The sequence below is a fragment of the Eubacterium callanderi genome, from assembly GCF_900142645.1.
In the GTDB taxonomy this organism is placed as follows: domain Bacteria; phylum Bacillota; class Clostridia; order Eubacteriales; family Eubacteriaceae; genus Eubacterium; species Eubacterium callanderi.
Map to the genome: position 1 here is coordinate 102,717 of NZ_FRBP01000017.1, position 23,638 is coordinate 126,354.

The following is a 23,638-nucleotide window of genomic DNA, read 5'->3' on the forward strand; positions in this document are numbered from 1 at the left end:
TTGAATTCACAGTATAGAAAGAAGTGGTATTTTGAAAAAAGCAGTAGGTTTTATAGAATTTAAGAGTATTCCTATCGGCATCGAAGCCACTGATGATATGCTGAAAGCCGGAAATGTTGATTTAATGATGGCCTCTCCTTTATGTCCCGGGAAATATGTTACCATAATTTCCGGTGACGTAGGGGCCGTTCAGGCATCAATTAGAAACGGTGAGCACATCGGTGGAATCTATGTACTCGAATCCCACGTTATTCCGAACATTCATCCGGATGTATTGCCGGCTATGTTAGGTGCGGGAGAAATCGAAGATGTCAAAGCTCTTGGTATCGTTGAAACAATTAATGCAATCTCTTCAATTATCGTTGGCGACGTGGCTGTTAAAGCTGCGAATGTCGAGCTGATTGAAATCAGAATAGCCAGAGGCTTGGGTGGTAAAGGTTTTGTATTATTGACTGGTGAGGTTGCTTCTGTTAAACAGGCGATTAAAGCCGCAGAGGCAGATATGCGCGATTTAGGTGTTATCACAAGTTACTCAGTAATCGCGTCACCGCATAAAGATATTAAGAAAGTCATTTTCTAAAACGCATGAAATGTTTAGATGGAAGCTATTCCATCTAAACATCTTTTCATATACAGACCTTTTATTTTTTATAAGCGATTATAGCACTATGATCTTTTATAAAAAATAAAAAGATAAGAGGGAACGACGTGAAAACCATCAGTTTATTTAACTTAAAAGGCGGCTGCGGAAAAACCACATCTGTCATCAATCTCGGATATCTGCTGGGACAAAAGATAAAAGGAAAGGTGCTCTATATTGACTGCGATATGCAGAGCAACCTGACCAACTCTCTTATGGAGTACGATCTGGACCGTCCATGTATCTATCATTTGTTTACTGACGAAAAAGAGGCTAAGGATGTTATCTATCAAGTAAGCGATAACATTGATATCATTCCTTCCAGTCTTCTGATGGCAACGATTGAGCCGCGGCTTGCAGGCATGTATGGACGTGAGTTTATTTTAAAACGCAAGCTTGAGGCAGTGGCAGACGATTATGAATACTGCATCATTGACTGTTCGCCGTCATTCAGTATTGTAACCACCAACGCGCTTGTTGTCACCGATGATATTTTCATTCCAGTGCAAACTGAGTATTATGCTGTGGACGGGGTGCATCTCTTGGAGGAAACTCTGGAATATATCAGCAAGTCACTGGGAATCAATAAGGATATTACCCTTCTTTTTGCAACACTTCATGATGTACGTAATAATATTAACAATCTTCAATATGATAATTTAAAGGCGAGCTTTGGCGAGAAGTTTATGGATACTTATATCAGAAAGAATATCGCTCTGGTAGAGTCACCGATATTCAAGCAATCTATTTTTGAGTATAAACCAAAGTCAAATGGCGCTGAAGATTATCTGAATTTATTTAAAGAAATAGAATCCAAAGGGGGCTTTTAAATGGCTAGGAAAAGCAAATTAAAATCAGAATTAAAAACACATAATAGTACTATTAAAGAAAAAAATGAACTGGCTTCTAAGGTTTTGACAGATGAAAATTCTACTAATACGGGGGATAACGAAGTGGGAATCATCGACGATTTGAAGAAAAAGATTATGGGGGAACCGAAGGAAGAGGATCAGGTCTCTGCTGACAAGCTTGAAGCAGAAAAACTGAAAGCCGAAGCCATCAAAAAGGAAAAGGAACTGGTCGAAAAGGCAGCTGAGGAAAAAGAAAAGAAAGCCGAAGCCGCTCGCCAGAGAGCTGAGGCTGAGGCCGCCGAAAAAGCGAAAAAAGAGGCTGAAGCTGTTGCCAAGGCAAAGGAAGCTGAAAAAAAGGCGAAAGAAGAGGCGGATCAGCAGGCCGCTAAGGAAGCCGCTGAAAAAGAAAAGGCAGAAAAATTGGCGGAACAAAAGGCAAAAGAAGCAGAAGCTGCAAAGAAGAAAGCTGAGGCAGAGTTAAAGAAAAAACAGCAAGCTGAGGCAAAAGCGAAAGCCGAGGCAGAGGCCAAGAAAAAAGCAGAGGAAGAAGCTGCTGCGAAAGCAAAAGCGGCTGAAGAAGCCCAGGCAAAGGCCAGGGAAGAAGCTGAGGCTAAGAAAAAAGCTGAGGAAGCCGCCAAGGCAAAAGAAAAGGCAGAAGCGGAAGCGAAAAAGCAGGCTGAGAAAGAAGCGGCCGCCAAAGCGAAAGCTGAAGAGGAAGCTAAGAAGAAGGCGGAAGCCGAAGAAAAACGGAAGGCCGAAGAAGCTAAAAAGAAAGAATTTGAACGGCAGGAAGCCATCCGTATCGAAAAAGAACGAAAAGAAAAAGAAGAGCAGGAAGCGCGCAATAAAGTCGAGGTTGAAGAAAAAGTTAAAAGAGAGTTGAAAGAAAAAATGAAGAAGCTTCACGAGCTTCCCGATTATCTGCTTTAAACATTATGCGATCCATACCAATAAAGGTATGGGTCTTTTTTATTTGCGCACAGAAGTGTCACACTTTTTTCGTGATTTTTGCTAAAAGAATGTTTAGAAGTGGAAAGGGTCTTCTATAATAAGAGATACGCCATAATAGAGAAGGAGTAAAAAGGATGGATAAGTTTACGAAAGGCCTTCTGGCTTTTCTGGGGATTATAATATTTATTATCAGCAGCAGCTTTTTTACTTATGTTAAGGAGATGGGATCTCTTCAGCTTGACCAGGAGTTCGAGCAGAGAGAGGACAGGGGCAAAGATGAGAACACATCTGTTGAAGCGGGCGAGGAGACAGAAAAAGAGAATGCCCTGCTTTACAGCGGTGTGAGCGCCTATGAAGCTTATGCCAATGTTTCTGAAAAAGACCTGTACATAAAAATCCGGGATGTGGGCATGGCCTTGATTTTTCTGGTCGCCATTCTCGGATCGGCGGCTTTGTTTTTTTCATTGAGAAAGGAAACGGATAAAGAAGAATAAGACTTTTTTAAGGCAATGTGTCAAATTTTGCCGGAGGGGTATAAAGTAAATACTTATAAAATATAAGGAGTCATATCATGAAAAAAATAAACCATTCAATCATTATAGCCATACTTTTATTTTGTTTAGCTTTTAGCCCACAGGCATTTGTCATGGCAAAGGAAGACGGAAATGCAGTGCCGCAGGCAGCAGTCCAAACCAGCGCAGGAAACCCAAATACCGGAATAGCGGAAAAGTTGGGAACAGGCGCAGTTCTGCTTCTGGCCGGGGGCGGTTCTCTTGCTGGAACGGTCATGTTAAAAAAATACCATAATGAACAGATTAAAAAAGAAAACCGGCACTGCTAAATGCCGGTTTTGTGTTTTTTACAACAGCATTTACGGAGGCAGTATGTTAAAATAGAATAGCATTAATTTACCCGTTCATAGGGTGGCGAATTTAAAGAATAAATGATAAACTGGGGATATTATAAAAGAATATCGAGGAAAAGATAATGGGGGAAAATTTACATTGGGAATATGATGACTTTGAATTTGATAACCGCGTAACAAACCTGATGTGGACCATCTGCGGAGATTACAAGGAGCAGATGAGTACAGCGGAGAAAACCAACCTTTCAAAAAATATTGCGCTTTATTATGGCATTACAGCAGGCGGCCGCCGGCGTTTTATAGACTGGCAGCTGGTCGATACCTATGTTGGCTGGCGGAGACGTCAGGGATTTAAGCGGGACTGGCTTCAGCTGTTGATTCTTCATGCTGCAAACCCAATGGTCATTGACCGTCTGGTTAAAGAAAGACCGGGAATCGCAGACATTCAAAACGAAGCCTGTTCAGAGCTGGTCGCCCTGATGGAAGTGCCAGATTCAAATAAGATACTGGATCAGGTCGAGTTTGCTATTTTTGAGATACTGGCAGGGGCTGCTTCTTCGGTTAAACCTGAAGCGCGGAAGCTGGCAGAGGGTTTACTGAGACTGCGAAGCTCAGCGACAACGGCAGAGCTGCTTGAAGGCGTGGATGCCGTCTATATTGAGTGGCAGGGTTTAAAAGATGCAGGGCCTCTTGACTGGGGGGCGGTTCTGCACCAGGATAAAGAAAAGGATATCAATACAGAGGATTTTGTGGATAGTGTTATTTCGGCGATGATGAGCCGCGAATCGCTCCAGGTAAGCAGTGACCAAAAGGAAATGTCTGGAAATATCGTAGAAGCGGATGTGGTTTATCTTGATCAGGAACAGATTGACAATATGCATAAGCAGGTGGCGCATTACTGTGGCAGCTCATACCTGGAGTCCTACCAGGTCAAGCAGCTTCAGAGCCGGATATGCAAGGGCGTTCACCGGGACTGCAGGCTGCATTATACAGAGGGTGTGCTGCGGAGTGAGTGTGACGGTGAATTTCAGAGGAAATATGCGAAAAGGGATCTGAAGAGAAACCAGGATGCCTATCAGGCAAATCTGAGAGTTTATTCCAGAACGATCAAGCGTCTCCGCGACGCATTGATCCGCACACTGGTCGCAGAAAGAGCCCGCTATCCAGTCGCCAGCGATTCAGGCGATATTGACGCCGCCAAGGTATGGCGTGTGGGCAGAACACCCTGTTCCAGGATATTCAGGCGTTTTGAGAGCAATGATAAGGGCGGCTACGTGGTTGACCTCTTGCTGGACAGCAGTACATCTCAAAAAGGGCGGGAGGCATTGGTTGCCATTCAGGCGTACATCATTGCCCGGGCGCTGATTGAAGCCGGGATACCATGCCGGGTCAACGGTTTTAACTGCTTTCTGGATTTTACGGTCCTCAAACGTTTTAGAAATTATGATGATCCCCTGAGGGAGACCGATAATATTTTTGAATATTACTGTGAAGGAAGCAACCGGGATGGCCTGGCCATCAAGGGAATCTGTGATGGGCTTTATACAAGGGATGAGGAGAATAAAATCCTGATTATACTGAGCGATGGCAAGCCCAACGACATGCATCTGGAGCGCAAGGGAAATAAAAATCCGTTCAGGGGAGAAAAAGCCTATACCGGCGGTCTGGCTGTCGGTGATACGGCCAAGGAGGTGCGCATTGCCAGACAGCGTGGGATATCGGTCCTCGGCGTTTTCACTGGAAACGAACAGGAGCTTAAGGCAGAAAAGCTGATCTATGGCAAGGACTTTATCTATACCCGGGATGTTAAGCATTTTGCGGATATTGTTACAACCTATCTCAAGCGTATTATTACGCGGTAGAGAAAAATAAATGATGAGAAAAGACAAAAGGAGATTGAATTGGAACTTTATAACAAACTTTTAGAGCAGGGCATCAGTGAAAAATTGATTGACGATGTAAAGCATTTTAGAGAAGAGTACCCGGTTGAGGCAGACCTGGCAGACCGTGTGCCCAGGTCAGAGACCATCTTTTATGGCAGGGACATCTGGGCAATGTGCATCACCGCGATTTTGGAGGGCGAAAATATTCTGCTTTCCGGCCCCAAGGCGACAGGAAAAAACGTCCTGGCCGATAACCTGTGCGAGCTGTTCGGCAGACCCCAGTGGAATACATCCTTCCATGTCAACACAGACAGCACCAGCCTGATCGGAACCGATACCTTTATTGACAATGAGGTCCGCCTGCGCCGCGGCTCGGTTTATGAATGCGCGGTAAACGGCGGGTTCGGCGTCTTTGATGAAATCAACATGGCGAAAAATGACGCGCTGGTGGTTCTTCACTCGGCCCTTGACTACCGTAAGGTTATTGATGTGCCAGGCTATGAAAAGATCAGCCTGAATCCAGCCACCCGGTTTATCGGGACCATGAATTATGAATATGCGGGGACCAAAGAGCTGAATGAAGCCCTGGTATCCCGTTTTATGACCATTGACATTCCTCAGATTGATGAAGAAACCCTGATGGTTATTTTAGCCGATGAATTTCCAGACGCCAGGCAGGATATGCTGAAGCAGTTTGCCGGTATCTTTCTGGATTTACAGGAAAAAGCCATGAACTCTGAAATCTCGACCAAATCGGTGGACCTTCGCGGAATCATGGGCAGTCTCCGCACCATACGCAGGGGCTTGCGGCCAATGCTCGCCATCAATATGGGCGTTATCGGGAAAACCTTTGACCAGTATGAGAAAGAGATTGTCTATGACGTTATCCGGACGCGTATCCGGGAGGACTGGACAGCTGAGGATATTTTTTAACCCGTATCGCGGCGATACCCCTTGAGAAAGGAGGGATGACAATGACAGAACCGGCAAAATGGGTCTATGACGATCTGGATTTTGACAACCGTGTGACAAATCTGATGTGGACGATTTCCGGCAATTACGATGAGAACATGGACGCTGGCGAAAAGAGCTTTATCTCCAGGGATGTGGCCCTTTACCAGGGGATCACAGCAGGCGGACGGCGCAAATACATCAACTGGGACGCGGTGAAGCGTTTCATCATCAGCCGTGTAAAGGCGGGGATGGACAAGGACGTTCTCCTTGGGCTGATCCAGATGGCGACGGATGTGCTGGTAGAGGAAAAGCTCATGAAGGAACGGCCAGGAATCTATGATATTCGGAAAAAAGCCTATGATGACATTCTGTCCGATTATTTCAGGATGCATACCGACAATCTTCTTGAAAAGGCAAGACACGCGCTGGTGCTGGAAAAGGTTGGTAAAACGCCTCGTATGGATGTGGCGACAAACGGCCTGATTAGTGACATAAAATCCCTCAGCGGCTGTGAGGACACCATTGAGATGCTGAAGGGCGTTGAGGCGGTCTATATCAAGTATTTCCCCATTTATGTGTACTCAGAGGATGGGGAGGTTATTGGCGAGGAACGCCGCAGCGATGCGGAGCCAAGTGATTTTAATGATTTTATGATGGAAGAATTCTATGACGACGCGTTGGAAGAAGAAATGCAGCTGGATGAAAGCCTGGATGAAATCGCCGAGTCCCTTCTGGGTGATAGCGGGGAGGGCAGCGGGCTTAACAGTGATGTCAAAAGCAACCGTGTCCTCCGTATCAAGGCAGAGGATCTGGATAAAATTTACGAAAAGGTCTCCTACCATTTTGGAAAAACCTACCTCTCGACGCCGGAGGTCCGGAGGCTGCAGAACAGGGTATGCCGCGATGTGCATGAAAACTGCAGGATTCATTTGACCGATGGGGTTATCCGCAGCAATTGTGACAACGGATTCCAGAAAAATCTGGTTGGACGGCACAAGGTAAAGAATACCCTGGCCTACGGTGTGAACAAGCGTATTCACAAGCGCAATATCCACAAACTGCGGGACAGTATTGCCCGGACGCTGGTTCAGGAGGAATTTAAGGATGAGATTCCATCAGACCAGGGAATGCTCGTACCCAATAAGCTGTGGCGGGTCGGGCGCAGCAGCAACACGAAGGTGTTTGTACGTACACTGGATAATGACAAGGGAAGCTATGTGGTGGATATTCTCATTGATTCCAGCGGCTCGCAGCGGCGCAACCAGGCGCTGGTAGCAAGCCAGGCCTATGTGCTGGCTCAGGCGCTGACCCTGAACGGCATTCCCAACCGGGTAATGGGGTTTAACAGTTTTCTGGATTACACGATCCTGAAGCGTTACCGTGATTATGAGTCAAGCCTGAGGGCCAATGAAAATATTTTTGAGTATTACTGTACTGGCAATAACCGTGACGGTTTAGCCATCAAGGCAGTAGTTGAGGAATTGAAAAGCCGCCCGGAGGATAATAAAATTCTCATTGTTTTGAGCGATGGCCGCCCCAATGATATCAAGGTGGGGAAAGGACAGAGCCAGACGCTTGAGGAGGCCTACCGCGGCGCCACAGCCGTGAGAGATACGGCGATTGAGGTGCGCAGGGCACGTCAGCAGGGGATCATGGTGCTCGGTGTATTTACGGGAAAGGAAAGGGATCTGCCGGCAGAAAAGCTGATTTACGGTAAGGACTTTGCCTATATCAAAGACATTAACCGCTTTGCGGACCTGGTGATCAAATACCTGAAGCAGGTTATAACCAATTAAAAAAGCTGTTGCCAGTCTGGTAACAGCTTTTTTAATACCCGAACTGGGCCATGAACTCATCATAGCTGCCGCGGTAAACATTGAGGTCGATGTTGGGCGCGTAGCCTGTATATCCGGAGAGAGAGCCCTTATCTGAGTATTGCCAAAAGGTCCATTGCCGGTGGTCCGACAGGATGGGACAGGCGTAGAAATTCCGGATCCAGATGGGATAATCGGTATAATAATCAGCGATGTAGCTGGCATAGGGCTTGGTAGAGGTGTAGATGATCGGCCGCTTGCCATAGTGGCTTTCAAGGCGGTTTAAAAGCTCTGTCAGCTCCCTGCGGATGGTCTCTTTATCCGGCGCGGTATAACGGGTATAGCTGCCGTAAAATTCAATGTCGACCACAGGCGGCAGGGCGTCGTCTTTTATGGGGACGGTTTTGATATAATTTTCCGCCTGGGTGGCGCCGCTGGTTTCATAGCTGAAAAAATGATAGGCGCCGACCTTCAGATGGGTCTTTCCAGCGTTTTCCCAGTTATATTTGAATTTCTCATCCTGAAAGCTGCTGCCCTCGGTAGCCTTGATAAAAGCAAAGGTCAGGTCGTTACTGGCCAAAACCGGCCAGTCAATGGTGCCCTGGTAGGTGGAGACATCAATGCCCTGCACTGGGTAGGTCTCCGCGTCAGGATGGTTAAACTGCAGGATGCCCCAGTGGTAGAGCAGAAAGGCACCTGTGATCAGAAGAAGGACAATGATGATCAGGGGGTAGACTTCCTTATGGGCTTGCATGGATTCCCCACCTTCCATTTTTTACGAGCCTGTCAGCAATGAGCTTTGCGGCATAGCTCAGGATAATACCGATGATGATGCCGGCCAGCACGTCTGTTGGGAAATGGACAAAGAGGTACAGGCGGGAGAAGGCAATGGCGGCAGCCAGTGCCAAAAGCCCCCACCGAAGCCGGTTTTTTCTTGTGATAAAGTAGGCCCAGGCAGCCGCAAAGGAGGTGGCGCTGTGGCCTGATGGGAAGGAGGTTCCGTAAGGCGCGGCGATGGCAAGCTCGATGGGATGGACCTGAAAGGGCCGCGGCCGGCTGACAAGGGGCTTTATACCAAGATTGACCACTGCCGCCGACAGGATGAACGCGATGGCCATGACCAGTCCTGTATAGCGGGTATCTCTGCGGATGAGAAGGATCAGGGTCAGCAGTATCCAGATAATGCCGGTATTGCCAAGCTTTGTGATAAGGGTAAAAATAAAATCAAGCACATCGCAGCGCATATGTGCCTGAATCCAGAGTAAAATTGTTAAATCCAAAGATGAACCTCGTTTCTAAAGGGGATCAATCTGCCAGTCAACCGGTTTTTTGCCAATACTTTCGAGAAAGGCGTTGGTTTTTGAAAACGGCCGGCTGCCAAAGAAGCCGCGGCCTGCTGAGAAAGGGCTGGGATGCGGCGATTTTATAATATGATGGGCCGGGTTGGTGATCATTGGGATTTTGGACTGGGCAAAAGCGCCCCACAAAATAAAGACAATAGGATCCTCGCGCCTGTTCAGGGTTTCGATGACATGGTCTGTGAACTGTTCCCAGCCCATGCCCCTGTGAGAGGCTGGCTGACCAGCCCGCACGGTGAGCACTGCGTTGAGCAGCAGTACCCCTTCATCGGTCCATTTTTTCAGATAGCCGTGGCTGGGAATCGCGCAGCCCAGGTCATCGTGCAGCTCCTTGTAAATATTCTGAAGCGATGGCGGCACAGCGACCTCTGGCTTTACAGAAAAGGAGAGGCCATGTGCCTGTCCTCTGCCGTGGTAAGGGTCCTGGCCGATGATGCAGACCTTGGTGTCCGAGTAGGCCGTGAAATGAAATGCGTTAAAAATGTCATACATATCCGGGTACACGGTCTGTGTTTTATACTCGTGAAGCAGAAAGCGCCGAAGCTTCTGGTAGTATTCCTGTTGAAATTCTTTTTGGAGAGTATCCTCCCAGTCATTTTGAAAGTTGATGGACATCGGAGACTTCCTTTCTATTCTAAATCTGTAAAATCCTGAATGAAGCCATCGGACAGATTCTTGATTTTGACCAGATGGTCGCCCTGCCATAAATCCGCTACGGCGATCACATCCATTCCAGCGGCCTTCGCGGCCTGAATCCCCTCCAGTGTATCCTCAAAGACCAGACAGTCCTCTGCCGGCAGGGACAGGAGCTGTGCCGCCTGGTTAAAAACTGCCGGGTTGGGTTTTCCCGCGCCGACCTCGGTGGTGAAGCAGAGAATGTCAAAGTAGCTCAGTACATTGTGCTTTTGCAGAAAAGCCTCGGTGGTCTCCCGGTTGTTGGAGGTTGCCATGGCAATGCGCTGGCAGCGCCTGTGCAAATCATAGATCAGGCGCAGGGCTCCGGGCTTAAAATGCACGTGGTTTAAATATTCTTCGTGGGACATGGCCACCCATTCGGCCTTGATGTCCTCGATGGAGTCCTCGAGCGCGAAACGCTCCTTAAAATATTCTGCGGTCTCGGTAAAGCTCTTACCGGCAATCTCATAGGGCAGGGTTTCAGGGCAGACCTTGTGATGGCGTTCCAGATAGATGTGGTCAATGCTGTGCCACAGCCCCATTGAATCTACAAGGGTGCCGTCAAAATCAAAGATGACAGCCCTGTAATCCTCTATGTTTTTCATTTAGATGCTCCCTTAATCAAAGTATCCCTAATTATACACTATTTGCTTAAAGAAATACATGAAATTGCATTTAAACTTACAGATAATTTTTAGACAAACTTAAAGATAGCAGTTGAATTTACCTTGTCTTGTGTTATAATGTATACAATGTGCTCAGAGTATAAACGAGAAGGATGGATGTATGAAAGAATATGTAGTGCGGGCGCCCGCAAAGATAAACCTTTCTTTGGACGTTATCGGCAAACGCCCTGACGGTTATCATGAGATGCGCATGGTCAACCATTCGGTGGCCTTGTCGGATATACTTGTGTTTAAAGAAAACGGTCAGAGAATCGCTGTTTCCTGCAGTGATCCTAAAATTCCGACAGATGCGCGCAATCTGGTCCATCGGGTCGCTGAAAAGCTGCAGGCACGTTTTGGCATTGACCGGGGAGTCCAGATCGACATCCAGAAGAACATTCCAAGTGAAGCGGGACTGGCTGGCGGCAGCGCCGACGCGGCGGCAGCCATTCTGGGCCTGAACCTGATCTGGGAGCTGAACCTGAGCCTTGGGGAAATGCTCGCTTTCGGCAGCACCATCGGCGCGGATATTCCCTATTGCTGTTATAAGGGAACGGCGCTGGTAGAGGGGATCGGTGAGGTTATTAAGCCGGTAAAGCCTTTGAGAAAGCTGCCGGTGCTGGTAGTAAAGCCCCAGATAGACATCGCGACACCCTGGGCCTTTGGCCGTTTGGACAGTGCGGAGCATGTGGCGCACCCGGATATTGACCGCGTCATCCAGCTGGTAGAGACAGAGGATTACGCGGCCCTTGGCAGTGCTGTGGGCAATGCCTTTGAGCAGGTGGTTTTCCAGGATTATCCAGAGATTGGCGAGATGAAGGCGAAAATGCTGGAGTCCGGCGCTTTCGCGTCCATTATGAGCGGCAGCGGTTCGACGGTGATCGGTTACTTTTCAGACAAGCCGGCGGCGGAGAAGGCCTGCGAGGCCTTCAGGCGTAATTATTTTTTAACATTTTTAACTGAAATAGAATAGAGGATACAAAGAACATGGAAGCAGAAAAAGAAAAAATCAAATTAACCCTTGATGTGAGCTCATGCAAGCCGCTGAGAGAAATCGTGTTTGAAACCATCAGAAACGCCATTATCAACGGCGACCTGAAGCCAGGGCAGCGTCTCATGGAGGTGCAGCTGGCAGAACAGCTGGGCGTCAGCCGTACCCCAGTGCGTGAGTCCATCCGTAAGCTGGAGTTGGAGGGGCTTGTGAAAATGGTGCCGAGAAAGGGCGCTTACGTGACGCCCATGTCCATCGACGACCTCCGGGATATGATGGAAATAAGGCGCGCTCTGGAAGCCCTGTCCGCTGAGTTAGCGGCCAAAAACGCAACAGAGGAGGATGTCAAAAAGCTGGAGGAAAGCAACCGTGGCTTTGAGGAATCCGCCCTTAAAAATGATGAGGAAGGCATTATCAACTATGATATTGCGTTTCACGAAGCCATTTACCGCGCGACGGGAAACGAGCGCCTGATCCAGATGATCAACTCTCTGAGAGAGCAGATGCAGCGTGTCCGTGTGGAATATGTTCATCATATTGAGGATAAGACGCCGCTCATCGGCCAGCATCAGAAGATTATTGACAATATCGCCAACCACCGCTGCAGTGAAGCCAGCGAAGCGGCCGGCGCACATATTCAGATCACTGAAAAAGATATGGTGGCTGTACTGGAGTAAATGAGACAGCCAACGCAAAAACACCTCCCGAAAAACCAGAAGCTGGCGTTTCAGGAGGTGTTTTAATCTGCGGACTAATCTTTGGAATTTTTTTTCTTTTTGTGCTGGAGGAACTCTGGCTCCTCTGGCGGCGGTCCAGGCTCAAAGTCGATGGAGCTGTAATGCTCGGGCAGCTTTTCGATTTTTGTCATGACCTTTGGCTCCAGATTTCGGCGGCGTTTCCGGGGCTTTCTCTTTGAAAGCACATCCTTGTTCAGCCCCTGGGCTTCTTCGTCCGTGTGCTCAGCGGGCGTATTATCGGTTTTTGCGCTGGCTTTGGACTTTTTTAATGTCTGCGCGGCCCGCTGGCGTTTTTTTTTAGCCAGACTTGGCGGGTCGTTGAGAAGCTCTTTGTTTCTGAAAATGGCGATAACCATGAGGATACATCCAACGACCACAAAAATATCGGCAATGTTGAAAATAGCAAAGCCAATGAGACGGACGTCGAAAAAGTCAATCACATAGTTCAGGCGGATACGGTCGATCAGATTGCCGACCGCGCCGCTGATGATCATGGACAGGGCCAGATTAACATCAAAATACCGCTTGGTCTTTGGCATGATGACAAAGAAGTAGACCAACACAATAATAAAAATCAGGGTCAGAAGGATCAGAAAAATCTGTTTCCCGGCAAAAATACTGAAAGCGGCACCGGTATTCTCCACGTAGGTCAGGTGAAAGACATGGGGGATGACCGGGACAGTGGTGACGGGCGATAAAAATGTGACGGCCAGATATTTGGTTAGCTGGTCAACGATGATTCCTCCAATGATGAATAATATATAAAATAACATGGATGCTCCTTAAGAGGGCCGCCGATAAAAAACGGAGCGGCGGTGCCGTGGGATTCGCTTTTTACCTTGGTCCGGAATTTTATAAATTCAGTGTTAACTGCCTCATTTGTTTTATTATTGTTCAAGTATACATGATAATTTGAAATTTTTCAAAGATTTCTTAGAAAATTGTTTAAATTTTTCTCTTAAAATGGTAAGATGAAGGTTGTTAATCTATTTTTTAAGACAGGAGGTGCAGAGAATGGGCATTAAATTTGATAAGCAGTATTTAAAATACTATACCTACGCGGTTTTAGGCGTCATTACCATCATTCTGTTTTATAAGATACTCGACAATCTTGGCTTTATTCTCTCGGCTGTCAGCCATGTGGTGGGCTCGGCCTTTGAAATTCTGCTGCCCATTATCATGGGGGCAGTGCTGGCCTACTTTTTGTTCCGCCCCATGCGGTGGATTGAGAAAAAAGCCTTTAAGTACATTAAGGGAAGTGAGAAAAAACCAAAACTCGTCAGGCTTCTGGCGGTTTTGGTCATCTATGTCATCACGATCATCGTGGTGATTCTGTTCATGTATATCTCGATACCGGCCATCATTGACAGCGTGGTGGGCTTAGTGAGCAGTATACCCACCTATGCGGCAGAAATCAACACTTTTCTCATAAACCTGTCACAGCGGGGTGGTTTCTTTAAGGATTTGGTGGACATGATACAGCTGGACCTGTCTTCGGTCCAGAACCTGAATGCCAAGGATACCATGGATTTTATTTTTGGCAATATGAATTTCAACTCCGAATCGGTTAAGCAGATTGGGAACATTGCCGTTGGCTTCGCCAAGGGAACCACCAGCTTTTTAATCGGCTTTGTGGCAGTCTTTTTCTCCGGCTTCTACCTGATGCTGGACAAGGAAAATATTGAGAGCCAGCTGAAACGGCTGAACCGTGCCATTATGAGCCCAAAGGCTAACAATGGCTTTAACTGGGCCATCCGTACCATTGACGGTGTTTTTTACAAATACTTCTCTGGTAAAATCATGACCTCAGCGTTGATCGGGCTCATCTGCTACATCGGGCTTCTGGTGCTGCGGGTGGAATACGCGCCGCTTATCGCACTGGTAGTGGGCGTGACCAATGTTATCCCTTATTTTGGTCCGATCATCGGGGCGATCCCCGGTATTTTCCTGACGCTGCTTTACAGTCCGGCCAAGGCCCTCGGGGTTGCAATCTGGATTCTTGCTGTCCAGCAGTTTGACGGCAATGTTCTGGGACCAAACGTCCTTGGGAAAATCGTGGAGCTGAACCCCTTCTGGGTGCTGTTCTGCGTCATGGTGGGCGGAAGCCTCTTCGGGCCGCTCGGCATGTTTGTGGCCATTCCGTTTTTTGCGGTCATCAAGGTGTTTGTCACTGAGGCGCTGGTTCGTTGGGAACGGCGTAAGACGACGGTTCAGGAAGAGGTTACGGACAAAATTAATGAAAATATGAAGGATCTTTTATAGAGAAATAATAAAACACTTTTGAAAGGATAGACAGACAAATGGAAAATGTATTTGACGTACTAAAAGAACGCGGTATGATCGAGCAGTGTACCAATGAGGAAGAAATCCGTAAATTATTGGGCAGCGAATCGGTCACCTTTTATATTGGCTTTGACCCGACGGCAGACAGCCTGCACGTTGGGCACTTCATCCAGATTATGGTGATGGCGCACATGCAGCGCTACGGGCACAGACCCATTGCCCTGATCGGCGGTGGAACCACCATGATCGGGGACCCCTCGGGCAGACAGGACCTGCGTCAGGTCATGACCCAGGAACGGATTGCGGAAAACGGCGAAAAATTCAAAAAGGTCTTTGAAAAATTCCTGACCTTTGAGGATGATAGAGCCATGATGGTCAACAACGCAGAATGGCTTCTGCCGCTCAACTACATCGAGTTCCTGCGGGATGTGGGCTCCCACTTCTCCGTCAACCGGATGCTCACAGCCGAGTGCTACAAATCCAGAATGGAAAAGGGCCTGACCTTCCTTGAATTTAACTACATGCTGCTGCAGGCCTATGACTTCTATGTGCTGCACAAAAACTATGGCTGTAAAATGCAGTTCGGCGGCAATGACCAGTGGTCTAATATCATCGCCGGGGCTGAGCTGGTGCGCCGCAAGGATGCCCAAACTGTATACGGCATGACCTTCTCTCTGCTGACCACCAGCGAGGGCATTAAAATGGGTAAAACCGCCAAGGGCGCGCTGTGGCTTGATCCCGAAAAAACCTCACCCTACGAGTTCTACCAGTACTGGCGGAATGTGGCGGACGCTGACGTTGAGAAATGCCTGGCAATGCTCACCTTCCTGCCCATGGATGAGGTTCACCGTCTGGGTTCCCTGGAGGGTTCTGAAATCAACAAAGCCAAGGAAATCCTGGCCTATGAGGTTACCGCTATGGTTCACAGCAAGGAGGACGCCGACAAGGCGCAGGAAGCTTCAAGAGCCTTGTTTGCGGGCGGTGTGAAGACCGACGATATCCCAAGCGTGGACCTGTCACGGGATGCGCTGGGCGACGGTATGGAAATCCTGACGCTGCTCGATGCAGCAGGCCTGATTCCGAGCAGAAGTGAAGGCCGCAGGCTGGTACAGCAGGGCGGTATTGAAGTGGACGGCAATAAGATTACAGACATCAAGGCGCTTGTCACACCGGCTGATTTCAAGGATGACGCCATCATCGTTAAAAAGGGCAAGAAAGTCTATCGTCAGATTAAATTAGTATAAGAGGTGACCGAATTGATTAGTTCAAATCCAGTGCGGGGCGCGCGTGATATTCTGCCCCGGGAAATGCTTATCCGGGATCAGCTAGAACAGCAGATCCTGGAGATTTACAGAAGTCATGGGTTCTCGCGGATTGAAACGCCGGCCCTTGAAAATATCGAATTGCTGCTCGGCAGCGACGGCGGCGAAAACCTGAAGATGCTCTTCACGGTTTTAAAGCGCGGCGACAAGCTTAAGGTTCATGAGGAAAGCACTGTGTCGGATCTGTGCGATATGGGCTTGCGCTTTGATCTGACCCTGCCGCTGAGCCGTTTTTACTCCAACAATGCCGGTGAGCTGGAAACGCCTTTTAAAGCCATCCAGATCGGCAATGTGTTCCGGGCGGAGCGCCCGCAGAAGGGGCGTTACCGTTCCTTCAAGCAGTGCGATATTGATATCATTGGCGATCCCACGGTATCGGCTGAGATGGAACTGATCAACACGACCTCCAAAGCGCTCATGGCCATCGGCTTTGAGGGCTTCACCATCAAGGTGAATGACCGCAAGCTGCTCAACGCCTTTATCGCAAAGGCGGGCTTTAAGGAAGAGGATGCAGGCTCGGTCTGCATTTCCCTGGACAAGGCGGATAAGATCGGCGCGGACGGCGTGAAAAAGGAACTCATCGAAAAGGGCTATGACGAAGCCATAGTGGGTGCTTTCGTGGATGAGGCAGCCACCATCACCCTGGACAACATCGGCGAAAAGGTTGACGAGCCCGAGGCGGTGGCGGACCTGAAAAAGGTCATTGAAACCAGCGCGGCCCTTTCTGGCGGCAGGTACCAGGTTGTCTTTGACTTTACATTGATCCGCGGCATGGGCTATTATACCGGCCAGATCTTTGAGGTCAGCTATGGGCCCTATGGCTTTTCCATTGCCGGCGGCGGGCGCTATGACAATATGATCGGCAAATACTCTAAAAATTCGGTTCCGGCGGTTGGCTTTTCCATCGGCTTTGAACGGATTGTCAACATTCTTCTGGAGGAACAGGCAGACAAGGCGGTTGAAAACAAGCGGCTTCTCCTGTTCTACGACGCGGGTAAGGACGCGATGACTGAGGTCATTCCCTACGCCGATAAGCTGAGGGCGGACGGCTACACGGTCAATCTGGTCGCCATGAAGAAAAAATTCGGCAAGCAGATCAATTATTACGAAGGCAAGGGCTACGGCGGATTCATGGTTTTTGGCAGGGACGAAGAAATAAAAGCATTTTAGCAGTTCAAGGGCGTGGCTTTAGCACACGCCTTTCTCAGTTTTAATGCGAAAAAATAAATGAACGGTAAGGAAAATTATGAACAGACAAGTACATCTGATCGCGACGACAGCCTTTGGGCTGGAGAGTGTGGTAAAGGATGAAATTAAACGCCTGGGTTATGAGATCGAGGCGGTTGAAAACGGGCGGGTTTATTACACCGGTCCTCTTTCGGCCATTCCGGAGTCCAATTTATGGCTGCGGTGCGCAGACCGGGTTCTGCTGAAAATGGGGCAGTTTCGAGCGGAAACCTTTGACGCGCTTTTTGAAAAAACCAAGGCGCTGCCCTGGGAGGACTGGATTCCCGTGAAGGGGGTCTTTCCGGCAGCCAAGATCACCAGCGTAAAATCCAAGCTTTTCAGCAAATCGGACGGACAGCGGATCGTGAAAAAGGCAGTGGTTGAGCGGCTGAAAAAAGTCTACGGCGTGGGCTGGTTTGAGGAAACGGAAGGCAATTATCCCATCCACATTCAGATTTTGAAGGATGAGGTGGTCTTGTCCATTGACACCAGCGGCTCTGGCCTGAATAAGCGCGGCTACAGACAGTACGGCAATGAGGCGCCGCTCAAGGAAACCATTGCCGCGGCGCTGGTTTACCTGTCACGCTGGCAGCCCCACCGTGTTTTCCTTGACCCGCTGTGCGGATCTGGAACCATTGTCATTGAGGCAGCCCTGATGGGGAAAAACATTGCGCCGGGGTTAAAACGGAACTTTGTTTCTGAGGAATGGCCAGCCATACCAGCCCGTCTGTGGGAGGAAGCGCGGGAAAATGCCCGGGCGGCGGTCAATGACCGTGAGTTCCGGCTTCTGGGGTCGGATATTGACCCAGCGGCGCTGAAGCAGGCGCGTATCAACGCAGAGCTGGCTGGTGTGAGTGGCTATGTGGCCTTCCAGAAGCTGCCTGTGCAGTCCATCGCCACCAAACGGCGCTACGGGGTCATTGTCACCAATCCGCCCTACGGCGAGCGCATCGGGCAGGAAAAGGAGATTCAGGCACTCTACCGCGATATGGGCGAGGCGTTTTCAGGACTGGAGGACTGGTCCTACTTTGTTATCACCGGCTATCCGGAATTTGAGCGTTATTTTGGCAAAAAAGCCACGAAAAACCGCAAGCTCTACAACAGCACCATCAAAACCTATTTCTACCAGTATTTCGGCCCGCTGCCGCCCAGAAAGCGGCATGAGGGGGAAGCGGACGACCGGTAATATTTACCGGTCATGGCTTTTGGGTAAAGCTGAAAGGAAGCGGCAAAGATAGAGCGAAAGGCGATTTTAATGGAAAATGGAGAAGGTACTCTATCTCTTTATAAAAAATTTAATAATAATTGATTAATGTTTCAATGTTAAAATAAAATAAAAATAAGCAGGTATAAAATGAAAAAGAATGATCGTAAAAAAACGCGGAATGACCATGGGCGGGAACAGAAAAAGGAAAGCTACCATCGGGCGGACCTGAAGCGGCGCGAAACGCGCAGACAGGACGATGAAGGAGATGACCGCTTTGTGATCGTGGGCAAAAACCCGGTGATGGAAGCGCTCCGCTCAGAACAGCAGATGGATAAGCTGCTGATCCTCAAGGACAATAAAGACCATGTGCTGGGCGACCTTGCCGAAAAGGCACGCAGGCGGGGCATTGTGGTTCAGAGTGTTGAGAAAATCAAGCTAGAGGGTCTGGCGGACGGACAGCCGCACCAGGGCGTGGCGGCCATGATGGCGCCCTTTCCCTACAGCAGCATGGAGGATGTGCTGGCAAAGGCAGACGCTAAGGGCGAGGAGCCCCTTGTGGTGATCTTAGACCATCTGACCGATCCCCACAACCTGGGCGCGATTATCAGAAGCGCCAACCTCTGCGGGGTACACGGGGTTATTATCCCCAAGCGCCGGTCGGCGAGCCTGACAGCCGTATCCGTCAAGGCATCCTCGGGCGCCGTGGCCCATACCCCCATTGTCAAGGTCGGAAACCTGACCCAGTGCATTGATGAGCTCAAGGCAAAGGGCTTCTGGATCATGGCAGCGGATATGGACGGCGCCCCTTACTACAAAAACGATTTTAAGGGCAAGCTGGCCATTATCATCGGCAACGAGGGCAAGGGTATCAGCCCCAATGTGAAAAAACAGTGCGATTACAGTGTTTCGATTCCGCTTTACGGCGATATTGATTCTTTTAACGCGTCGGCCGCAGCGGCCATTATCCTGAGCGAGGCAGCCAGACAGCGCCACCAGTAGAGACGGTCTGGACCGCACCGGATTTAACGTTAAGCGTTGTTCTCAATTCTCCATTAAAAAGGATCCTGTTTGGGCGGTATGAATTCATTTTGTGTCTGTCCGTTCTCAAAAACGGATAAATACTGAAGGGGGTGTCAAAAATAAAAACCTATCTGATTGTCGACGGCTACAATGTGATCCACCATTTAGCTGAGATGGAAGGGCTTACCGATTTTAATCTGGAGGAGGCCCGGGAGGATCTGATCGAGCAGCTGAACAGCTACAGCGGGCTGATGGGCTATGAGACGGTTTTGGTTTTTGACGCTTATTCCCAGGAAAACGCAGAGCGGCGCGAGGAGATACGGGGACGCATCAAGGTGGTCTTTACTGAGAAGAACAAAACCGCCGACACCTATATCGAAAAACTGGTATTCAGCCTGCCCAGGCCCTACACGGTCAAAGTGGTCACTTCAGACTATACGCTTCAGCGTGTGGTGCTGGCAAACGGCGGGGAGCGGGTGCCCTCCCGCGAACTGATACAGGCCATGGCTGAGAGTGCGAAACAGGTCAGAAAGCAGTACCGTAGGACCGAGAGTGATACCCGCAACAAGCTGGAGGATTACATGGATGACGAGGTGCTGGCCGTTATGAGAGAACTGAGAAAAGGAAATGTGGAGGATTGATGGACAAGGATCTGGAACTTGTGAAAAAAGCCCAGGGCGGTGATAAGGAAGCAGTGGTGACCATTGTGGAAAAATACCGCTGTGTGGTGACGCAGAAGGCCCGGCCCTTTTACTACATCGGCGGCGACCAGGAGGATTTGATCCAGGAGGGCATGATCGCGCTGCTGGGGGCGATCTGGGATTACCGTGAGGACCGGGGCACAAGCTTTAAAACCTTTGCCGGCCTGTGTGTGGAAAACCGTATAAAAAGTGTGGTCACAAAAGCGAAACGGCCGAAGCACAGCCCGATGGGCGATACGGTCTCCCTGTATTCACCCATCTCGGAGGATGACCCGGATACCACGCTGCTGGATCTGGTGGCCTCCACTGCGGCGCTGGACCCTGATGAGGAGCTGGTGACCCGCGAGGCTGTGGAGCATTTCAGCCAGGTGGCTAAGAGCGAGCTCTCAGAGCTGGAAAAGCAGGTGCTTTATTTTTACCTGAAGGGCGCTTCCCACCAGGAGATCAGCGATAAGATCGGCCGGTCGAAAAAGGCTGTGGACAACGCGATCCAGCGTATCCGAAAAAAAATCTAAAAATTTTAATAAAACCCCTTGACTATCCTATCAGAATAGAGTATCATATAGAAGCTGTCGATGTTGAGTCCGAATTTGCGAAGCGAATTTGGCAGCACGCATAGAGCGTGCGGTAACGAGACAAGCGCAAGTGATACGGAGATTTCCCTGAAAGGTTATGAAATTTCCAAAGCATTTGTGATCCTTATATGGGGAGATGCCCGAGTGGCTAAAGGGGGCGGACTGTAAATCCGTTGACTGAGTCTACGATGGTTCGAATCCATCTCTCCCCACCAACGTTTTGTCCAAATTTATGGAGTGAATTTGGTAGTGCGCATGGAGCGTTAGCGGGCGCACGGCAACAAAACTAACGCAGATGACGAAGCAGTTATCCGATAAGGATAATCGAATTGCTGAGGAATCTACGATCCTTTATACATGCCCTTGTAGCTCAGCAGGTAGAGCACCACCATGGTAAGGTGGGGGTCTCCGGTTCGAATCCGGACAAGGGCTCCATACACAGACATTTAAGCGGCTTTTAGAAGCTGTTTTTTTTATGCCGGTTGTCCATTTTGACGACCGGTTTTTTCTTGCCAATTTTCGGCTTGGGCAGGCTTTCCGCTGCTTATCCGGAAACAGGAGATCGCAGGCCGGTAGGGGTTGTTTCATTACTGAACGGATACAAAGACACAAACTAAGGGCAGGATGTGGGCATCTCACAAAAAGTCACAGAGGTGTCACTTTCTCAGCGTGACAAATTTTTTTAGAATTGCGGTTACAGGCAAAAGGCAGTATGATTTAAGGACGATTATCAGAAGAGAATGCTTTTTAATATTCTTGTCTGGGGAGGTACTGGTGTTTTTAAATGATATTTATAAAGGAGAGATCAATTGAAACAGAGAAATTCCATTAAAAAACTTGGTTCGCTGTATCTGCTGGCCTGCCTGATTCTGCTCTCAGGCTTTTCGCCCTTTGCGGTGGCTCAGGCTGCCCCGGACAGCCCCATCTATCAGGTTGTGTTCGACCCAGAGGATGGGAGCAGCTACCATAACTGGCATAAGGCAAGCATTCCAGAGGGCGGGAGAATAACGGATCCGCCTGCCGATCCCCAGAAGGAAGGCTTTATTTTTGAGGGATGGGCATACGCGTATGATGAAAATGACACCCCGGTTTTATGGAACTTTGCGGCCGATGCTGTGAGTGAAAACACAACCCTGTGGGCAGTCTGGGGGAAAGCCTGTCAGATCGTATTTGACCCCGAGGATGGAACAGGCTACAGCGACTGGTACAAGGTCACCATTCCAGCGGGCGGAAAGATAACGGATCCGCCTGCCGATCCCCAGAAGGAAGGGTTTGTTTTTGAAGGATGGGCGTACGCATATGATGAAAATGGCACTCCGGTTTTATGGAATTTTGAGACCGATGCCGTCAGTGAAAATACCTCCTTGTGGGCCGTCTGGGAAAATGGAACCATCGTTGCCTTTGACCCGGATGACGGAAAGGCAACGTATCCGGATTTTTATAAAGCAGTTGTCAAGCCCGGGCATAAAGTGACCGACATCCCCGCCGACCCGCAGCGTGAGGGATACGTTTTTGAGGGATGGGCATACGCATATGATGAAAATGGCAACCTCCTGCTCTGGGATTTCAACCGCCCGGCCGGAGAAAAAAACATGACGTTATGGGCATCGTGGACCAAAGAAGACAATGGCAATCACGCCGGAATAGGCAATGGGACGGCAGGAGCAGACAATAACAGCGCTGGAACGATTCAGGACAAGACAGACACAACCAGCAAAAACCCGGCAACCGGTAAGGAAGGCAATTACTTTTTAGGCTTCCTGGCAGTCCTGGGCGTCCTGTCCTTTGGGGCACTTGCGCTGCTGAAACACCAAAGATAACAACAGACCATTGAGGAACGATGAACAGGAAGCAAGCTAAAGCCTGGAAACTCCGCGGAAGACGGTGTGAGCTGTGATCAGGGATAAAATGCCTTCGATGAATGGATTGGGGAAAAGCACAGGCCTGTGTTTAAAAAGGGCAGACGCCGGGTATAAATATTTCTGAACACACAGACCTCTTATTTTAACGAACAATTCACTCTCCCAATTTTCTCTCAGAAAGCCCTGGCCATCACATGCCAGGGCTTTCTTCAGTTTTCAGGAGGTACCACAATGAATAATGGTACAGTTAAATGGTTTAATGGCGATAAAGGTTTTGGTTTCATCTCAAGAGAAGACGGCGACGACGTATTCGAACACTTCTCATCCATCGTTGGCGATGGCTTCAAGACTTTAAATGACGGCGACAGGGTAACCTTTGACACCGAACAGGGTCCGCGCGGCCTGCAGGCTAAGAACGTCTGTCCGGCGTAGTCTGCCGCCGATTTATCAAATTTTAAGCCGGATGCTTCCGGCTTATTTTTTTTATCCCAATTTTATTTAAGTTTTGGAACAAAAAAGCTTGAAACCCCCCGGATGCTATTGTATAATATCCTGAGTGAAGCCGTCCTGAATATGGAAAAAACGGCGCGCATCAAATCGTATCTATTTAAATTAATTTATAATCTTTAAGGAGATAACAAAATGGCTAAAGAAAAATTTGAAAGATCCAAACCACATGTTAACATTGGTACCATCGGTCACGTTGACCACGGTAAAACAACATTAACCGCTGCAATCACCACCGTATTAAACAAACGCTTCGGAACCGGTGAAGCTGTAGCTTTCGACAACATCGATAAAGCACCAGAAGAAAGAGAACGTGGCATCACCATCTCAACCGCCCACGTTGAATATGAAACCGACGCCCGCCACTACGCACACGTCGACTGCCCGGGCCATGCCGACTACGTTAAAAACATGATCACCGGCGCAGCCCAGATGGACGGCGCGATCTTAGTTGTATCCGCAGCCGACGGCCCAATGCCGCAGACCCGTGAACACATCCTGTTAAGCCGTCAGGTAGGCGTACCATACATCATCGTCTTCTTAAACAAAG

Annotated in this window: 25 protein-coding genes and 2 tRNA genes; 22 read left to right on the forward strand and 5 right to left on the reverse strand. The window is 48.9% G+C overall.

Translation table 11 applies throughout. The features are described 5' to 3' along the window. Positions 1–31 precede the first annotated feature (31 nt). From BUC22_RS19645 to BUC22_RS19680, 8 genes are all read left to right on the forward strand, one after another. On the forward strand, positions 32–580 hold the full coding sequence (locus tag BUC22_RS19645; protein ID WP_013382318.1) for a BMC domain-containing protein: 549 nt from the start codon (positions 32–34) through the stop codon (positions 578–580). A 128-nt stretch (positions 581–708) separates the two neighbouring features. Further along, positions 709–1,470, forward strand: a complete 762-nt coding sequence (locus tag BUC22_RS19650) for a ParA family protein (protein WP_013382317.1) — start codon at positions 709–711, stop codon at positions 1,468–1,470. Continuing rightward, entirely contained in the window at positions 1,471–2,421 is a 951-nt protein-coding gene (locus BUC22_RS19655) for a hypothetical protein (protein WP_013382316.1), read from the forward strand. Positions 2,422–2,576: 155 nt separating this feature from the next. After that, the gene (locus BUC22_RS19660; protein ID WP_013382315.1) at positions 2,577–2,936 is read left to right on the forward strand and encodes a hypothetical protein; all 360 of its coding nucleotides are present in this window, start codon (positions 2,577–2,579) and stop codon (positions 2,934–2,936) included. Positions 2,937–3,013: 77 nt separating this feature from the next. Continuing rightward, complete coding sequence (locus BUC22_RS19665) at positions 3,014–3,283, forward strand: hypothetical protein (protein WP_013382314.1); 270 nt, start codon at positions 3,014–3,016, stop codon at positions 3,281–3,283. Positions 3,284–3,429: 146 nt separating this feature from the next. Next, positions 3,430–5,169, forward strand: a complete 1,740-nt coding sequence (locus BUC22_RS19670) for a vWA domain-containing protein (protein ID WP_013382313.1) — start codon at positions 3,430–3,432, stop codon at positions 5,167–5,169. Between the two features lie 39 nt (positions 5,170–5,208). Beyond that, positions 5,209–6,123, forward strand: a complete 915-nt coding sequence (locus BUC22_RS19675) for an AAA family ATPase (protein WP_013382312.1) — start codon at positions 5,209–5,211, stop codon at positions 6,121–6,123. Between the two features lie 41 nt (positions 6,124–6,164). After that, the gene (locus BUC22_RS19680) at positions 6,165–7,940 is read left to right on the forward strand and encodes a cobaltochelatase CobT-related protein (RefSeq protein ID WP_013382311.1); all 1,776 of its coding nucleotides are present in this window, start codon (positions 6,165–6,167) and stop codon (positions 7,938–7,940) included. A gap of 31 nt (positions 7,941–7,971) precedes the next feature. On the opposite strand, the gene BUC22_RS19685 is transcribed toward BUC22_RS19680, so the two are convergent. Genes BUC22_RS19685 through BUC22_RS19700 form a run of 4 tightly spaced genes read right to left on the reverse strand, consistent with a single transcriptional unit; the run spans position 7,972 to position 10,596 of the window. Further along, the gene (locus tag BUC22_RS19685) at positions 7,972–8,712 is read right to left on the reverse strand and encodes a glycoside hydrolase family 25 protein (protein ID WP_073383551.1); all 741 of its coding nucleotides are present in this window, start codon (positions 8,710–8,712) and stop codon (positions 7,972–7,974) included. Then, on the reverse strand, positions 8,699–9,238 hold the full coding sequence (locus tag BUC22_RS19690) for a phosphatase PAP2 family protein (protein WP_013382309.1): 540 nt from the start codon (positions 9,236–9,238) through the stop codon (positions 8,699–8,701). Before BUC22_RS19690 ends, BUC22_RS19685 begins: the two co-directional genes overlap by 14 nt. 15 nt (positions 9,239–9,253) lie before the next feature. Further along, positions 9,254–9,931 carry a uracil-DNA glycosylase gene (locus BUC22_RS19695; protein WP_013382308.1) on the reverse strand — a complete coding sequence of 226 codons (678 nt, stop codon included), beginning with the start codon at positions 9,929–9,931 and terminating at the stop codon, positions 9,254–9,256. Between the two features lie 14 nt (positions 9,932–9,945). After that, positions 9,946–10,596 (reverse strand): HAD family hydrolase, encoded by a 651-nt coding sequence (locus BUC22_RS19700; protein WP_013382307.1) that lies wholly within the window; start codon positions 10,594–10,596, stop codon positions 9,946–9,948. A 181-nt stretch (positions 10,597–10,777) separates the two neighbouring features. On the opposite strand from BUC22_RS19700, the gene ispE reads away from it, so the two are divergent. Both ispE and BUC22_RS19710 read left to right on the forward strand, forming a co-directional pair. Next, positions 10,778–11,629 (forward strand): 4-(cytidine 5'-diphospho)-2-C-methyl-D-erythritol kinase, encoded by an 852-nt coding sequence (gene ispE / locus BUC22_RS19705; RefSeq protein ID WP_013382306.1) that lies wholly within the window; start codon positions 10,778–10,780, stop codon positions 11,627–11,629. Positions 11,630–11,643: 14 nt separating this feature from the next. Continuing rightward, positions 11,644–12,324: a GntR family transcriptional regulator gene (locus tag BUC22_RS19710; RefSeq protein ID WP_013382305.1), complete on the forward strand. Its 681-nt coding sequence runs from the start codon at positions 11,644–11,646 to the stop codon at positions 12,322–12,324. A 74-nt stretch (positions 12,325–12,398) separates the two neighbouring features. On the opposite strand, the gene lspA is transcribed toward BUC22_RS19710, so the two are convergent. Next, positions 12,399–13,157 (reverse strand): signal peptidase II, encoded by a 759-nt coding sequence (gene lspA, locus BUC22_RS19715; protein ID WP_013382304.1) that lies wholly within the window; start codon positions 13,155–13,157, stop codon positions 12,399–12,401. Positions 13,158–13,398: 241 nt separating this feature from the next. Here lspA and BUC22_RS19720 point away from each other — a divergent pair, with 241 nt between their 5' ends. The 12 genes from BUC22_RS19720 to BUC22_RS19775 all read left to right on the forward strand — a co-directional run. Then, positions 13,399–14,646 carry an AI-2E family transporter gene (locus tag BUC22_RS19720; protein ID WP_013382303.1) on the forward strand — a complete coding sequence of 416 codons (1,248 nt, stop codon included), beginning with the start codon at positions 13,399–13,401 and terminating at the stop codon, positions 14,644–14,646. Between the two features lie 38 nt (positions 14,647–14,684). Then, the gene (tyrS, locus tag BUC22_RS19725; protein ID WP_013382302.1) at positions 14,685–15,911 is read left to right on the forward strand and encodes a tyrosine--tRNA ligase; all 1,227 of its coding nucleotides are present in this window, start codon (positions 14,685–14,687) and stop codon (positions 15,909–15,911) included. Positions 15,912–15,914: 3 nt separating this feature from the next. Beyond that, positions 15,915–17,159, forward strand: a complete 1,245-nt coding sequence (gene hisS, locus BUC22_RS19730) for a histidine--tRNA ligase (RefSeq protein ID WP_227162889.1) — start codon at positions 15,915–15,917, stop codon at positions 17,157–17,159. A 76-nt stretch (positions 17,160–17,235) separates the two neighbouring features. Then, a complete protein-coding gene (locus BUC22_RS19735; protein ID WP_013382300.1) occupies positions 17,236–18,402 on the forward strand; it encodes a THUMP domain-containing class I SAM-dependent RNA methyltransferase in 1,167 nt (388 codons plus the stop codon). 168 nt (positions 18,403–18,570) lie between these two features. Beyond that, a complete protein-coding gene (gene rlmB / locus BUC22_RS19740; RefSeq protein ID WP_013382299.1) occupies positions 18,571–19,422 on the forward strand; it encodes a 23S rRNA (guanosine(2251)-2'-O)-methyltransferase RlmB in 852 nt (283 codons plus the stop codon). A 131-nt stretch (positions 19,423–19,553) separates the two neighbouring features. Beyond that, positions 19,554–20,084 carry an NYN domain-containing protein gene (locus BUC22_RS19745; RefSeq protein WP_073383554.1) on the forward strand — a complete coding sequence of 177 codons (531 nt, stop codon included), beginning with the start codon at positions 19,554–19,556 and terminating at the stop codon, positions 20,082–20,084. Next, positions 20,084–20,659 (forward strand): sigma-70 family RNA polymerase sigma factor, encoded by a 576-nt coding sequence (locus tag BUC22_RS19750; RefSeq protein ID WP_013382297.1) that lies wholly within the window; start codon positions 20,084–20,086, stop codon positions 20,657–20,659. The genes BUC22_RS19745 and BUC22_RS19750 overlap by 1 nt, the downstream gene beginning before the upstream one ends. Before the next feature lie 190 nt (positions 20,660–20,849). After that, positions 20,850–20,934: transfer RNA gene (locus tag BUC22_RS19755), tRNA-Tyr, on the forward strand. 144 nt (positions 20,935–21,078) lie between these two features. Then, positions 21,079–21,154 (forward strand) — tRNA-Thr (locus BUC22_RS19760). Positions 21,155–21,528: 374 nt separating this feature from the next. Continuing rightward, positions 21,529–22,539 (forward strand): InlB B-repeat-containing protein, encoded by a 1,011-nt coding sequence (locus BUC22_RS19765; protein ID WP_013382295.1) that lies wholly within the window; start codon positions 21,529–21,531, stop codon positions 22,537–22,539. Positions 22,540–22,812: 273 nt separating this feature from the next. Next, the gene (locus BUC22_RS19770) at positions 22,813–23,013 is read left to right on the forward strand and encodes a cold-shock protein (protein ID WP_013382293.1); all 201 of its coding nucleotides are present in this window, start codon (positions 22,813–22,815) and stop codon (positions 23,011–23,013) included. A gap of 210 nt (positions 23,014–23,223) precedes the next feature. Further along, positions 23,224–23,638, forward strand: a 415-nt coding sequence (locus BUC22_RS19775; RefSeq protein ID WP_143163955.1) for a GTP-binding protein, incomplete at its 3' end; no start/stop codon positions are given.